The organism is Planomonospora sp. ID91781, assembly GCF_015711595.1.
GTDB classification, from domain to species: domain Bacteria; phylum Actinomycetota; class Actinomycetes; order Streptosporangiales; family Streptosporangiaceae; genus Planomonospora; species Planomonospora parontospora.
Genome location: NZ_JABTEY010000004.1, coordinates 132,344 through 147,452, shown reverse-complemented (window position 1 = coordinate 147,452; position 15,109 = coordinate 132,344). Strand labels below are relative to the sequence as shown.

General features: G+C 66.8%; 10 protein-coding genes and 1 pseudogene. 4 read left to right on the top strand and 7 right to left on the bottom strand.

Annotation, left to right across the window (positions count from 1 at the left end; genetic code table 11):
- Positions 1-469 precede the first annotated feature (469 nt).
- Positions 470-1,264, bottom strand: coding sequence for a ParA family protein (locus HS048_RS34600; RefSeq protein ID WP_196470063.1), 795 nt, complete (start codon positions 1,262-1,264; stop codon positions 470-472).
- Between the two features lie 882 nt (positions 1,265-2,146).
- On the opposite strand from HS048_RS34600, the gene HS048_RS34595 reads away from it, so the two are divergent.
- Positions 2,147-2,689: a winged helix-turn-helix domain-containing protein gene (locus HS048_RS34595; protein WP_196470062.1), complete on the top strand. Its 543-nt coding sequence runs from the start codon at positions 2,147-2,149 to the stop codon at positions 2,687-2,689.
- Positions 2,599-3,216: a transposase gene (locus HS048_RS34590; protein WP_196470061.1), complete on the top strand. Its 618-nt coding sequence runs from the start codon at positions 2,599-2,601 to the stop codon at positions 3,214-3,216. Before HS048_RS34595 ends, HS048_RS34590 begins: the two co-directional genes overlap by 91 nt.
- Before the next feature lie 1,307 nt (positions 3,217-4,523).
- On the opposite strand, the gene HS048_RS34585 is transcribed toward HS048_RS34590, so the two are convergent.
- The 5 genes and pseudogenes from HS048_RS34585 to HS048_RS34565 all read right to left on the bottom strand — a co-directional run bounded on the left by HS048_RS34585 (position 4,524) and on the right by HS048_RS34565 (position 10,581).
- A complete protein-coding gene (locus HS048_RS34585; RefSeq protein WP_196470060.1) occupies positions 4,524-5,207 on the bottom strand; it encodes a hypothetical protein in 684 nt (227 codons plus the stop codon).
- A 255-nt stretch (positions 5,208-5,462) separates the two neighbouring features.
- Positions 5,463-6,270, bottom strand: a pseudogene (locus HS048_RS34580) (IS5 family transposase).
- A gap of 267 nt (positions 6,271-6,537) precedes the next feature.
- Positions 6,538-7,317, bottom strand: coding sequence for an IS21-like element helper ATPase IstB (gene istB, locus HS048_RS34575; protein WP_196466187.1), 780 nt, complete (start codon positions 7,315-7,317; stop codon positions 6,538-6,540).
- A gap of 71 nt (positions 7,318-7,388) precedes the next feature.
- Positions 7,389-8,924 (bottom strand): IS21 family transposase, encoded by a 1,536-nt coding sequence (gene istA, locus HS048_RS34570; RefSeq protein ID WP_196470266.1) that lies wholly within the window; start codon positions 8,922-8,924, stop codon positions 7,389-7,391.
- 466 nt (positions 8,925-9,390) lie between these two features.
- Entirely contained in the window at positions 9,391-10,581 is a 1,191-nt protein-coding gene (locus HS048_RS34565) for a lectin (RefSeq protein ID WP_230882573.1), read from the bottom strand.
- An 850-nt stretch (positions 10,582-11,431) separates the two neighbouring features.
- Between HS048_RS34565 and HS048_RS34560 the strand changes: the two genes are divergently transcribed.
- Both HS048_RS34560 and HS048_RS34555 read left to right on the top strand, forming a co-directional pair.
- Entirely contained in the window at positions 11,432-12,757 is a 1,326-nt protein-coding gene (locus HS048_RS34560; RefSeq protein WP_196470059.1) for a PHB depolymerase family esterase, read from the top strand.
- 136 nt (positions 12,758-12,893) lie between these two features.
- Positions 12,894-14,243, top strand: a complete 1,350-nt coding sequence (locus HS048_RS34555) for a PHB depolymerase family esterase (RefSeq protein ID WP_307832750.1) — start codon at positions 12,894-12,896, stop codon at positions 14,241-14,243.
- A gap of 222 nt (positions 14,244-14,465) precedes the next feature.
- Here the strand turns inward: HS048_RS34555 and HS048_RS34550 are convergent, their stop codons facing one another.
- Entirely contained in the window at positions 14,466-14,624 is a 159-nt protein-coding gene (locus HS048_RS34550) for a hypothetical protein (RefSeq protein WP_157237467.1), read from the bottom strand.
- Positions 14,625-15,109: the final 485 nt, after the last annotated feature.

The window sequence follows — 15,109 nt, the reverse complement described above, 5'->3', positions numbered from 1 at the left end:
GCACTTGTGACGGCGGGTTTCTTCGGTGAGGCCGTGTTACGCCTGCGGGAACCCGTCACAGCCGTTGTCGTAGGGGCATTCTCTTCGATGCTCCCAGAAGCAGCCGGGTCTTCCGATGCCGTGGACCGAGGTGACTCCAGAACCTTTGGAGACGCCACCGCTTCGGAGTGATCGGCGGGCTTCACGGGTACCGCTTCAGCCGGGGTCACCACAGCGGCTGCAGGGCTTTCGCTGACAACCGGATCGGGGTACTCGCGCTGCGGTGGCGGCTCAACCGGTGGTGTGACCTGCGCGGGTACGTCCGCACTCGCCGGTGGAGCGGCTACAGTCTGTGACTGTGTTGCCGGTTTGGCCAGCGGCTCCGCTCGCAGAGCCGTCGGAACAGAGGCCATGCCGTTAGCGTTGCCCGCCGCGATGATCGCTCCGATGTTTCCGGGCATACGCGACTTCTTCGCCGCCGGACGTGCCATCAGGCCACCGCCATCGCGTTGGACCGCGAGAGGATCTCGAGCGCCAGTTCGACATAGTTGGCGGCCGCGGGGCTCGAGGGGAACTGCAGCACAGCTGGTCGGCCATAGCTGTAGGCCTTGGAGATCAACCGAGACTTGGGCACCGTCGTCTTGAACACGGGCACGTTCTGCTGAGCGAGGACCTCATCCACCCAGCCGGCTTCTTCGGTTTCCTCATCCTTGTTGATGATCACGCCGAGGAAGTTGATGGGAGTGACGCGGTTGGCGTTGATCTCCCTGAGGGACACCTCGAAGGAGAGGCCACCTCGCGTGGTCATCATTTCAGGCTGCATGATCGCGATGGCGTCGTCGGCGGCCAGGATCGCATTCTGGTGCAGGATCCCCAGCTCGGGCTTGTTATCGATGATCACGTAATCGGCGATGCCCTCCAGCTTGGCGAGGATTCGGCTGAGGGCCATCAGGTTGGCAGTCCTCTGCATCTTGAACGAGGCCTCTTCGAGGCTGCTCATCTCCGCGGGCAGGAGGAGGAGCTTGCCCCCGTTCGGGTTCTCGTCCATGAGATGGCTGACATCAAGGACATGGCTCAGCGGGTCGATGTCCGGGTCGAGCAACAGGGTACCGATCGAATGCTCACGTGACGGCGTGACCTTGTGGTACACCGTCGAGTCTGCCTGCAGGTCGAGGTCTACGGTCATGACCCGGTACCCCGCTAAGGCAAGCGCTGCTCCGATGTTGACGGTTGTCGTTGTCTTCCCGGTACCGCCCTTGAGCGTACCGACGGCCAGCTTGCGCATAGGTGCTTCCCTTTGTATCAGCTCGTCATCACGTGACAAGAGGATCGTCTTCTCGGTCCGTTAAGCACGTTGACGATGGGCAGAGCTCATGCACGTGCGCCCGGACTGTCGAGTCGTCTGATGCATCGCGGGAGACCCTACATCTTTGATCGCTTCCTGTGCACACCGACACGCCTATAAGTCGGCGCTCCGCTGCTTGGCCTGTTCCGTTAGATGATCTTCCATCTGTCCGTCCGCTGGCTTGGTGGACAGGTGAGTTGGCAGGTGTCCTACACGTTGGGTGTCCTACTGTCCTACAGGTCGGATCACCTATGGGTGACATACTGTTCTACTATCCAGTGGGAAACGATCCTCATACGATCAGCCATGCTGATCAACTAACTGAATAAATATGAACTGGATGCTAACCTCATTCACTTAACATTCTATCCCAATACTTAATTAGATACTTCTCATATATTAATACAATACTATTCATATTCTTTATGTATTCTGATAGCATTTCAATTCAATATATATATAATTCTTATTCAATACTTTGAATATATGCTAGTCCTACAGGTTTGGCCTGACCTGCGGTTATCTCGCCTGGACGGAGGGTGCATTTTGCTCCAGGGGAGGTTAGAGAGCGCGATCAGGTGAACCTCCCATGGTGCTCTCTGTGCCATCGTGTCCTCCGGGTCCTCCTCTACCGCATGGACATGCCAAGCCGGTGCCCGTCCTTTCTCCCCGACCGTACTAGACGATCGGGGAAGAGCGAACGTGAATCTCACCCATGGAGGCGCCCACAAGGAAGAGCTTGTCTGTGGCCAATACTCCAGTTGAACTCGTAGGGTCCGTCTGAACTGTGGTGTTGTGCGGCCTTCGCGGTAGAGCGGGAGTATGAGGTACGCGCAACGCGGCGGGTACACGCCCGCCGAACAGGAGCGACGCGAGCGGCTGCGGCTGGAGACGGCCGAGCGGTTCGCCCGAAAGGAGCCGGTCGCGGTCATCGCCCGGGACCTACGGGTCACCGAGCGGACGGTACGGCGATGGCGCCGACGCTGGCAGCAAGGCGGAGCACAGGCTCTGCGCTCGGCCGGGCCGGTCTCGCGGGAGCGGCTGTCGGCGCGCTCATGGGCGAAGCTCGAGGCGGAACTGAAGCGGGGGCCGCTGGCGCACGGGTTCGCCGATGACCAGCGCTGGACGCTGGGCCGCGTCAAGACGGTGATCGGCCGGCTCTTCCACGTCGGCTACACCGTCCAGGGCGTGGCCAAGCTGCTCAAACGGCACAACTGGTCGGTGCAGGTGCCGCTGCGGCGGGCGATCGAGCGCGACGAGGACGCCATCGCGGCGTGGAAGGACGAGGTGTGGCCGCAGGTAAAAGCACCGCGGCGGACTTGGGCGCCTACGTCTGCTTCGAAGACGAGACAGGCCAAGGGCTGAGGCCGCCGAAAGGAAGGACCTGGGCGCCGCGCGGGATGCGGCCGGTGGTGCGGGTCCGGGGCCGAAACGCGGGACGGGTCAACGTGGCAGGGGTGCTCTGTTTCCGTCCCGGCCGGCGGGCGCATCTGTTCTACGCGTTGCATGTCTGCCGGGGCCGCCGGGGCGAGGCCAAGAGCTTTTCCTGGCGGCAGTACCGGGATCTGATCATCGCGACCCATGAGCACCTCGGGGCTCCGCTGGTGTGGTGCTGGGACAACCTGAACCTGCACCTGGTCCAGGAGTTGGATGACTTCGCCGCCGCCAACGCCGCGTGGTTGCGGGTGGTGCGGCTGCCGACGTACGCGCCGGAGCTGAACCCTGCCGAGGGGGTGTGGTCGCTGCTGCGCCGGGCGATGGCCAACTTCGTCGTCACCGATCTCGACGGTCTGGTCCGGATCGTGAAGCGCAAGCTGAAGAAGATCCAGTTCAGGCCGCATCTGCTCGACGGGTGCCTGACCGCGACCGGGCTGAGCATCGACCCATGGTGATCGCGTAGGCGGACCCTACGAGTTCAACTGGAGTAACGCCCGATGCTGCTGTCACATTCGCTCCCCGACAGTGCATCCAGCCACCAGACCCGCCCACGAAGGAGGGTCAGAAGCCGACCATGACGGCGTACACGAGAGACAACGACTGGCGTGCAGATGGGCCGACGTCATGCCACGATCCGCCTAGAGCCCTTCAGGAAGGGCGCCAGCCGACAGCCCGGAGGCGTCAACCAGTCACCGGGACGCCACTGCGAACGGCGATGATCGATCCACATCGCTGATCGAACCGAGGAGGCGAACGGGAGAAGACAGGCGCGATGCCTGACCGTCCAGCCGCTACAGATCTCCAAAGATGCGCAGCTGACACACGGACGGCACCCAGTTCCCCGTGCTCACCGGCAGACATCCTGGTACTGACGAAGAGATGGACGACCGTGATCACGGTGTACGAGACACCGGGATCAGGAGGGCAGATCCTTGATCACATCGCCGCCGTCAGTGGATCGGCTGTCGCTCGCGCGTATGCTCTCAGCGGCGAGCGGCTGAGCGCACCATGCGAGTACCTGTCCATCACCAGTCTCATGGACCGCTATCTCTCCATCAACCGGCCGCGACATGACCGTTGTGACTCGGCGCGACTCGATGGCGTCCGCAGGGAAATCACGTACCAGCCGGTTCGGCGTTGAAGACACATGTGCACGGACACGAGGAGCTTCGAGTGCATGGGCACGAACATTATGTTCCGGGGACAGTGGTTCTCCAGGTGTACGCCCACGCGGTCCTCGATCCTGCGGACATCGGAGAGGCCATCCATGCGACAAGGAGCCGAACGGTCGAGGCATCACGATCTCCTCAGAGTGGCCGGCCCAGGGCGATGGCCAAGGCGATCGGTGCCGTAGGGCCTCCTATGTCGGACCTACGGCTGTGACGCACCGAGAGCTGAACGGCATCAGTGAACTCGACCTCCAGGCGCCACCCTCAGCAGGGCTCCGTGTAGTCCTCTGCTGAGTGGGTCTGCGGTCCGTTCACCGGGATTCCTCATGGCTGCCTACCTGGAGGCAGGCGGCCACCCACCTGGAAACATGATGTCCCCTGACCGGGAGTTCCTGATGGCCGCTCACAGACCCAGCCGGATCACACCGAGAGCTCGACACCGCCGTCAGCGATGCGGGCCAACCAGCCGACCCTTCCGCACAGCTTGTTCCGATCACGTATAGCCGATGCATCTCCCGCTCCTGGACCAGCAGGCATCCGCAGTGGGTCACGAGCTCTCTCGCCTGCCGATCAAGGTCGGTTCACCAGCGACCTCAGAGGTTGCGCGCAGCCTCCAGCGCTACCATGGCCTCCTCCGTCCGAGCTGGAGCGATCTCCTCAACAGAGGCGTGCAGGCTGATCTCTGCAGCCGCGAGGCTGACGTAAGCGGCAAGACTCTGCTGCTGGGTCGGGGTTGGCGTCTCTTCATCCAGGATTTCCCTGGCCGCTCTCAGCCACTCTTCCGCATCTTCGGTCAGAGCGAGATCGTTCGCCTGTTGCAGCAGGGCGAGGGTGACAGTCCGTACCTGACGATGCCGTCTGGTAACGGCAAGTGCTGCACGGCGCTCCCGATCCGCAGCGGCCTGCTCTGCGGCGACGGCCCTGCGGCCAGCCGCTGGGGTTCGCACTCCGGCCGGATCTGCGGCTGCCGCCCGCAACCGGTCGAGGCGATTCGACGCGCTACCGGGATACTCGACCCCGAGCAGCTCGGCGATCGCCTGCCAGGTCAGACCGCCGGTGCGTGCATCCTCCAGTGCTGCCAGTTCTTCGCGATCGAGCAGTTCGCGCAGATGGCGGATCAGCGTCAGGCGTAGCCCGGCGTGTTCGCCCCGGCGCTTGTTCTCATAGGTCGCCGGCGGGAGGGCTCCATGGTGCGTCCGAGCGTAGGCAAGGATACCGACGGCGTCTCGGTCATCGGGCCACAGAGCCAGGCTCTGATCGTCGGCATCGACGTGCATCTGGTAGAGACTCTGCAGGAGTTTTCGCAGGTCAGTGGGGGTTGGTGGGTGTGGGCGTCCTTTAGGCACGCCTCGATGATGGCAGCCAACTGGGGTTTTGTCAGTCTGACAAACCAGCGACATAAAGGCATAAAAGGCACAAGCAGCTGATTGAGTTGTGTTCAAGGAATGATCAGAGCCGCCACACGGGCAGTCCGACGCCATCCGACGAGGGCATGGGGTGTGCCCGGTCCATTTCAGGGCCTCTTAGAGCTCCTAACAGAACGAGCTGAGACGACGCCAGCAGATCAGGGCACAGCCGAGCTGAACGCCTCGTGGATGTCGGCGCGGACCTCCCAGCGGATGCGCAGACGGCGAAAGGCGTGCAGGAGGGCGAGGGTCTGCTCCACCACCCAGCGCTGTTCGCCCAAGCCGGAGCCGTGCTCGGTGCCGCGGCGGGATCAGCGGCCGGACCTGCAACTGCCGGACCAGGCAGCGGTACTTGTCGTGGTCGTAGCCGCGGTCGGCGAGCACGACCTCCGGCCGCTGCCGGGGGCGGCCGCGCTTGCCCCGCACCTTGGGACGGCCTGCAGCAGCGGCATCAACTGGGTGACGTCATTGCGGTTGCCGCCGGTCACGATGACGGCGAGCGGGATGCCGGTGGCGTCGGTGATCAGCTGGTGCTCGCTGCCGGCCCGTCCCCGATCGACCGGCGACGGGCCGATCTGCGCCCCCCTTTTAACGCTCTGACATGGGAGGAGTCCACTACGGCCCGGGAGAAGCCGAGGGCATCGGCCGCCCTCAGTCGATCCAGGAGCACCTCGTGCAGACGCTGCCAGACGCCGGCGTCGTTCCGCTCCTTCAGTCGCCGCCGGCACGTCATGCCCGAGCCGCACCCCAGCTTCTGCGGCAGGTGCTCGCAGGAGATGCCGGTGTGCAGCACGAACAGGATGCCCTGCAGCGCCAGGCGGTCATCCAGCCGCTTACGACCTGGCCAGCGGGTACGGCGCGGTTTCTTCGGCAGCAGCGGCTCGATGACCGCCCACAGCTCGTCACTGACCTCCCACGGCTTCGGCCGTGCCACCTGTCGCTCCTCTCGACGCTGTTACAGCGAGAGATCAAAACACAACGGAGATCATCCTGTTAGGAGCTCTAAGGCCAGGCGCTCCTTCCGTCCAGGAGGCATCCGCCGCGCGGGATGCGCCTTCCGTCGTGCCTGTCTCCCCATGCACGCCCCTTGGCGTCCGCGGTGTGGACGGTCAGGAGCCTCTCCAGGTAGGCGGCCAGCCTGATCCAGGCTGGCGGCCATGAAATCTCCAGGTAGACGGACATGTAACGTCCAGATGGACGGTCAGGTGAGAGGGACGACGCCCTTTCCGGCGAGTGCTTCGGCCAGGCGATGGGACTCACCGCTGGTCTCGACCATGTGAGCGTGGTGCATGAGGCGGTCGACGGTGGCGGTGGCCATGGTCTTGGGCATGATCGTGTCGAAGCCGGAGGGATGGATGTTGCTGGTGACGGCGAGACTGCGGCGTTCGTAGGCGGCGTCCACCAGGCGGTAGAAGGCTTCGGCGGTCTCGTGGCTGACCGGGAGCAGGCCGATGTCGTCGACCACGATGATGTCGGAGCGGCAGATCCTGGCGATGGTCCGGGCGACGCTGCTGTCGACTTTGGCGCGGCCGATGGTGACGGCCAGGGTCTCCAGAGTGAACCAGGACACGCGCAGATCGGCGTCGATGGCCTCGTGGCAGAGGGCTTCCATGAAGTGGGTCTTGCCGGTGCCGGACGGGCCGGAGATCACGCAGTTCTCGCGGCGGCTGACCCATTCCAGGGTGCGCAGGGCGTTCTGGGTGGCCTGCGGGATGGATGACAGCTCGCTCTTCCAGGACTCGAAGGTCTTGCCGTTGGGCAGGTTGGCGCTCTTGCGCCGGCTGCGGCGGGTGGCGTTGTCGCGGCCGACGACCTCCTCGGCGAGCAGGACCCGCACCACTTCGGCGGGGTCCCAGCGCTGAGCGCGGGCGGTGGCCAGCACGTCGGGTGCGGCTTTGCGGGCGTAGGGAAAGCGCATCCGGGTGAACAGCGCTTCCAGTTCGGCCGGGATGGGTGGCGCCTTGGGCAGCGAAACGCTCATGTGTAGTCTCCGAGTGGTGTGAAGTGGTCAGGCCGCCGAGGTCGGCATGGTGGTTGATGTCGGCGGTCTGGTCAGCCCCCGTTCCCGCGGCGTTCCCGGGGTGTCCCGCGGACGGCGGCCCAGGAGGCGGTGCCGGGCTGGGCGGAGTGCTTTTCATCGGCCATGGAGGTCGGACCGGCAGCTGAGCTGCGGGCCAGGTGGTCGCAGATGGACGCCAGATCACTCTCGCCGAAGCGGCCGTGGATGGCGGCCAGGCCGAGTGCGGCGTCGACGCGCTCGGCACCCACCAGCGAGGCGAGTTCGATCGCGCGGGCCATCTTGGCGCGGATGCGGGCGACGCCGGTGGCCGCGGCTTCGATCAGCCAGGCCTCGGCTCCCGGTCCGATGGCCAGGAAGCGCTCTTCGGCTTTGGTCTGCGGCCGTGGCCGGGGCTGGCGGGGGCCGTTGCCGCCGGGGTGGTCCGGGTAGTGGGCCTCGACGATGCGGGGCCGGCCCGGGGTCGACAGTTGGTGGCGCCAGAGTTCGGCCAGGCCGGCGCCGCCGGTCTGCTGCCGACCCGGCCCGTCGTGTGCTCGCCGGCCGACGATGACCAGTTCGTCGCCGTGGACGCGGCACCAGACCTTCCGGCCTTCGTGGCCGGGCGGCACCGAGTAGCGGACATCGCCCCAGCGGACGGTGCGGTCCTCGCCGACCATGCGTTCCTCGCCGAGCGCGAGTGCGTAGGGTTCGGCGGGCAGTGCGTGCAGGTGAGCGCGTTCTTCTTCGAGCGGGGGGGCGGGCAGGCGGTGGGTGGCGCGGTGCGTGCGGTGGTTGACCTGCTCGCTCCGGCGGGCGCAGGCGTCCTCCAGTTCGGTGAAGCTGCCGTAGCTGGAGCGCAGGTTCGTGGTGGTGGGCACCAGATCGGCTTTGGCGATCTTCACGGTGTTCTCCACGCCGCCCTTGGACTCGGGATCGAACGGCTCGCAGGTGTGCACCACGCATCCGTAGTGGCGGCCGAGTTCGACCATCTGCGGGTGCCGGACCGGGATCTTGGCGATGTGTTCGACGGTGACCGTGCGCGGGTTGTCGGTCAGCAGATAGGTGGGCGCTGCGCCGATGGTCCGCAGCGCCGCGTCCAGGCAGGCGGTCAGCGAGCCGAGCGTCTGGTCCCAAGCGGGCAGCACCACGCGGAACTTCGACCAGGCCAGCCAGGCACAGAACAGCTGGGTGCGGCGTCCGGCGATGCGCGGTCCTTCGCCCCAGTCCCACTGCAGCCACATGCCCGGCTCGGGGATCCAGGGCCGGTAGACGCGCCGCCGGCCTGCCCGCCACGACTCCTTGATCGCCGCCACGGCACGCCGGGTGGTCCGTTCCGAGCCGCGAAAGCCCATCGCCACCAGGTCTTTGTGCACCACATCGGCCCGGACCTTGCCGCCTGAGCGCTCGACCTTCTCCTCGATCTTGGCCAGGAACGGATCGATCGACCTGGTCCGCGATGCTCGCTTCGACGGGACGCCGCCCGCTTCGCGCATCGCGACGTAGCGCTGCACCGTCTTGGGATCGCATCCGGCCAGTTGCGCCGCTGACCAGGCGCATCCGGTCAGGTCGTAGGCGCTGAAGATCTCCATCAACTCCGCGTCGGACTTGGTCACAAGGCTCCTCCCGGTCGAAACGGCTGGTTACCTCGTCCGCCACTCAAACCGGGTGAAGCGTCGCCATGCGCCTGGGACACACGAGCAAGATCGAGAGATTACGTGGCCATCGACCAGGATTTCCGATGTCCGTCTACCGGGATCCTTCTGGCCATCTACCTGGAGTCACCTGCCCGCCCACCTGGATTTTTAGATGGCCGCATACACGCGGGTGCCTTCCCTTGAGGTCTCATCAAAACCGGCGCGGTTCGACTCTCCCGGCCGATTGACAGGGGCACGATCTTCGGCCAGGACTCCGCAAGGGTCCAAGGGGAACAGCGCTCACCTGCCAGCGGCTACCGGGCCCGGGTCTGCCGGATGGCGGACCCCTTGAAAATGATTAGGGGGCTGACTCTGCGCGGCGATCGTGATCTCGATCGCCGCGCAGAGCCGCCGGGTGCAGTCAGGAGAGGGTCCAGCGCTGGTTGGTGCCGCCGTGGCACGTCCAGATCTGGATTTTGGTGCCGTTGGCGGTGCCGTAGCCGGAGACGTCCAGACACTTGTTCGCCCTGACGGCGGTGATGGTGCCATCGCTGTTGAGGCGCCATTGCTGGTTGTTCTGGCCGCTGCAGTCCCAAATGATCACCGCTGTGCCGTCCGCCGTGCCGTTGCTGTACACATCCAGGCACTTGCTGCCGTAGACCCGCAGTTCACCAGCAGCGGTCGGCGTCCACTGCTGGTTGGACTGCCCGTTGCAGTCCCAGATCTGCGCCTGCGCGCCGTTGGCCTGCGACACGCCCGTGACATCCAGGCACCGGCCCGACCCGACACCCCGCAGCGCGCTCCCGGTGGGGGTAGGACCGCCGCTGCTGCCGATGCTGCCCGGCACCGACTGCAGCGCGCCGTACCAGCGGGCGGCCATCTTGTCGTAGCCGCCCGCGGTGGGGTGGACGCCGTCGATCAGGTCGGCCGTGGTCAGCGCGCTGTGCATGTCGACCAGGTGGACGCGCTTGCCGCCGTTCACCTTGTTCTGCACGATCCCGGGGATGGCCGCGTTGAAGGTGCGGGCGGCCGCCTCCTGACCGGAGTTGGCCAGCGGGATGATCGTCGCCACGAACACCTCCGCGCCGGGCGCGGCCGCGGTGATGTGGTCGATCAGTGTGGACAGCCGCTGCGGCGCGGTGGACACGTTGTAGTTCTGCAGTACGTCGTTGGTGCCGATGTGCAGCAGCACCGTGCGCGGGGTGTGCGTGCGCAGCCAGCCGGTGATGTTGGCGTCGATCTGGTCGATCCGCCATCCCGGGTGCCCCTCGTGGTCATGGTCGCCCAGGCTGCCCGGCCCGTTGTACTGCGAGCCGACGAAGTCCACCGTGTACCGGCCGGCGGCCATCCGCTGCCACAACCCGATCCGGTACCCGCCCGGCACCTGCGTGCCCTCGGTGATCGAATCGCCCAGCGGCATCACCCGGACCCCGCCGTTCGACTCGGCGCCGGCCGCACCCGCGGTCCACACCGCGCCCCCCACCGCCAGGACGAGGGACAGGAGGGCGGTGGCCAGCCGCCGTCCCCAGGCGGGCGGGCTCGCTTTTCGGGCGTCCGCGGTCGCCGCACCGGGCCCGGCGGCGTCCGCCCGCCCATGAGAACGCGTTGTCATCTGTACTCCCGGAATGCGCCAGGTGAATGGGGGGCTTGTACGTGTCATCACGGGTGATGACGGTGTCGGTGAGGCCGCCGGGGAAGTCCGCCGGCGTCGTCTGCGAGCGGTGATCCGCCGGTCGGCGGGTGGGGACGTGGCATCGGTGCCCATGCCTGAGCCTCCATAGGCGAATGACGGGAAATGAGCATGCGGAATGAACCCGAAGGAACGACGCCGCGTCATTTCCGGGAAAGCGCACCCGAGGGCGTCGTGACGGCTGCTTCCGCCGCACACCACCGTTCTGGCGGAGAGGCCGTCGTGGAGACTCAGTGTGGAAACCTCTCCGAAAACTGTCAAGACAGGCGTAGAGATTTTCGGACGCGAATGTCCGGGATCGCGCCTGACGGTATGGCCGTACTCTGCATCTCGGCATTGAAACTTTCGGCCCGACTTGCCCGTACGGGGTCCCGGGTGAAAGTTTCACGGCGGCGCTCCTGCTGCGCGGGCACGGCCGTCCCGGATAACGCCAGGTGAGATCGCCCGCCTCCGGCTCGCTCCGGCCCGCCGACGGCCCGGGCTCTTGACGGCGCTTTGTCCCTCGTATTTGCTCCGTCCCGCCACCACCTCCCGTCGAGGAGTGAGGAAGGGGCCGGTAACGAGTGAATTGTTAGCGCTAACAAAAACGTTCGTCAATGCGGACCGACGACCGCTATTCCTCCACCTCGGCCTGCGGTTCATCGACTTCGCCGCACCGTCGACCGAGGGACGGAAACGAGGGACGGAAACGACGCCACACGAGCCGCCGCGAGGCGTCTCCGTCGGCACGGAGGATTCGAAGAAAGGCGGAACGATGAGAAGGGGACGGAGAATGAAACGGCTCGCCGGAGGGTACGCCGGCATCGGATTCGGCCTGGCGGCGCTGGTCGCGGTCGTGGTCACCGCGCTGTCCATGTCCCTGGCGGTCGCCTCGCGGGCGTCGGCGGCGGCGCTGACCGAAGTGACGAACTTCGGCGCCAACCCCGGCAACCTGCGGATGTACCTCTACGTCCCCGACAGGGTGGCGCCCAGGCCAGGCGTCCTGGTGGCGATGCACGGCTGCAACGGCTGGGCTCCGGGCTTCCACCAGGGCACCGAGTTCGCCTCGCTGGCCGACCGGTACGGCTTCATCGTCGTCTACCCGCAGGCGAACAAGAGCGCCAACGGCATGTCGAACTGCTTCGACGTGTGGTCGAACGAGGCCCTGCGCCACGGTGGCGGCAGCGACCCGGTCTCGATCGTCTCCATGGCGACCTACGTGCTGCAGCGCTACAACGGTGACCCGCAGCGGGTGTTCGCCACCGGCTTCTCCTCCGGGGCGATGGAGACCAACAACCTGCTCGCCACGTACCCGGACGTGTTCAGGGCCGGCGCGCCGTTCGCGGGTGTCCCGTACGGCTGCCTCGGGCCCGCCGGGTGCGGGGACAAGACGCCGAAGCAGTGGGGTGACCTGGTCAGGAACGCCTACCCCGGCTACACCGGGCCGCGGCCGCGCGTGATGGCCTGGCACGGCACCGCTGACTCCGTCCTGCCCTACTCGATGCTGCAGGAAGAGGCCGACCAGTGGACCGACGTCCACGGGCTGAGCCAGGCCCCGGCCTCCACCGACAGCCCGCAGTCCGGCTGGACGCGGCGGGTGTTCGGCTCCGGGCAGGTCGAGGCGTACACCGTCACCGGCGCCGGCCACGACCTGCCGCACCGGGGGATGGCCGCCTACGCGATCCACTTCTTCGGTCTGGACGACGGCTCCGCCACCCCGACCACGAGTCCCGGCGGCGCCGGCCCGATCAAGGGCGTCGGCTCGGGCCGCTGCGTGGACGTGCCCGGCGCCGCCACCGCCGACGGCACCGCGGTGCAGCTGTGGGACTGCAACGGCCGGACCAACCAGCAGTGGACGCAGACCTCGGTCGGCGAGCTGCGGGTCTACGGCGGCAAGTGCCTGGACGCCGGGGGTTCGGGCAACGGCGCCAAGATCCAGATCTACTCCTGCCACGGCGGCGCCAACCAGAAGTGGCGCGTGAACACCGACGGCACCATCACCGGACAGCAGTCCGGCCTGTGCCTGGAGGCCGTCGGCCAGGGCGCCGCCAACGGCACTCAGCTCCAGCTCTACACCTGCCACGGCGGTGCCAACCAGAAGTGGACCCGGACGGGCTGATCAGACATCGCGCGGGTTCGTCGCGGTGGCGACGACGGCGATGGCGACGGCCCGCGCGATCGGCCCCCGCCTACGGACGACACAGATCCACGCCTACGGACGACAGGTCCACGCAACGGACAGCAAGGGAAACAGAGTGACACGAAAATTCCCCCTCGTACTCGCAGCGCTCGCCGTGTCGCTGATGGCCGCCGGCGTCCTGCTGGGGATCAGACCCGCCGCGGCCGCGTCGCTGACCAGGGTGACCGGCTTCGGCAACAACCCGACCAACCTGAACATGTACGTCTACGTCCCGGACCGGGTGGCGGCGCGACCGGCGCTGCTGGTCATGGTGCACTACTGCACCGGCTCGGCCGCCGGAGTGTTCAACAGCGTCGGGCGCGACTACATCACCGCGGCCGACCGCTACGGGTACGTCATCGTGCTCCCCGAGGCCACCCGCAGCGGTCAGTGCTTCGACGTGTCCACCCCGGCCGCGCTGACGCGCAACGGCGGCGGGGACTCCACCGGGATCATGTCGATGGTGGCCTACGTCCGCCAGCGCTACAACGTCGATCCCGGGCGCATCGTCGTCAGCGGTTTCTCCTCGGGCGCGATGATGACCAACGTGCTGGCCGCGCAGTATCCGGACGTCTTCTCGGCCGCCGCGGCGTTCTCCGGCGTACCGGCCGGCTGCTTCGCCACCACCAACGGATCGCTGTGGAACAGCCAGTGCTCCGGCGGCCAGCTCATCAAGACCGCCCAGCAGTGGGGCAGCCAGGCCCGCGCGATGTACCCCGGCTACACCGGCCGCTACCCGCGCATGCAGCTGTGGCACGGCACCACCGACACCACCCTGGCCTACGCCAACTTCGGCGAAGAGATCAAGCAGTGGACCGACCTGAACGGCGTGAGCCAGACCCCGGCGTCCACCGACAGCCCACGATCGGGCGTCACCCGCACCCGGTACGGCGGCACCGGCACCCAGCCCGTCGTGGAAGGCCTCAGCTTCGCCGGTTACGGGCACTCCCTGCCGCTGGACGGCATGATCCCCTACGCCCTCGCCTTCCTTGGCCTCGACGGCACCTCGCCGAACCCGACGCTCACGCCGACCCCCGGCGGCACGAGTGCGATCAGGAACACCGGATCGGGCAGGTGCCTCGACGTCTCCGGCGCCTCGCAGGCCAACGGCGCGCCGGTGCAGATCTACGACTGCCACGGGCAGGCCAACCAGCAGTGGACGTCCACCGCAGCCGGCGAGCTGCGCGTGTACGGCGGCAAGTGCCTGGACGTCAACAACCACGGGACCGCCGACGGAAGCAGCGTGATCATCTGGGACTGCAACGGCCAGAACAACCAGCAGTGGCGCTTCAACACCGACGGCAGCATCACCGCGGTAGGCGCCGGCAAGTGCCTGGACGTGCCCAGCAACACCACCGCCAACGGCACCAGGCTGCAGATCTGGTCCTGCAACGGCGCCGCCAACCAGCGCTGGACCCGCTCCTGACACTTCGCAACCCCGGCTGGGGGCCTCGCCGCGATGTTAACGCTCATATTCGCGGCGGACGCCCTCCCGGTCCGGCTCACGCCGATGCAGGACCAGGTACCGCCGAAACCTCGGACGCCGGCACATCGACCAGACGCGCCATGTGGGCGAAGGCCTGCTCGGGGCTCTCAGCGGACGTCGAAGAGCTCAACACCCACAGGGGAAAGCGTCTCGGTCACCGGCTCATACCAAGGCTGCACGGTGGGCGATGAGGTGGATCATCCGCGCGATGCGCCGGTACGGGTCGCGGCACCCGGCCTGCCATTCGACTTCTACGATCCGGTCGAACTCCTCCCGCGCAGGTACGGGGGCATCACCGAGGTGGTCGGTGAAGATGCGCACGCCGTACCAGGCGGATACCTCCGAACGGCGCCGGAGACCTAACGATCGTCCTGGTCAAAGCACGGCGGTAGTGAGAACCGCTCACCCGGTCCAGGAGGACCGGACACCGTACCGGAAGATCATCCTCCGGCTGGCGGGAGCGGAGGACGACGCTCACGGACAAGGAGGACGATCCGCACTCCCGCTGGGGCCGGTGCGCGGGCGACACTGGCCTCATCGGCATACGGTGGCGGTACGGCCATGACGATGACGTCAGCGACAGTGGGAGAGCGGCAGTGGGCCCACGACGACCTGGTAGACATGATCGACAATGCGCCCTACGGATCCGGCTCCAGCTCGCCGGCGCCCAGCCGCCGGACCCGCTCGACCCCTCACGCTGCGCCAGGTCGCCGAGCAGATCGGCATCTGCTGCGGGGATCGGCCGCTCAAGGCGTTCCGGCTGGCCGCCGGGTGGACGGTCGAGGAAGCGGTCCGCCGCGTCCACG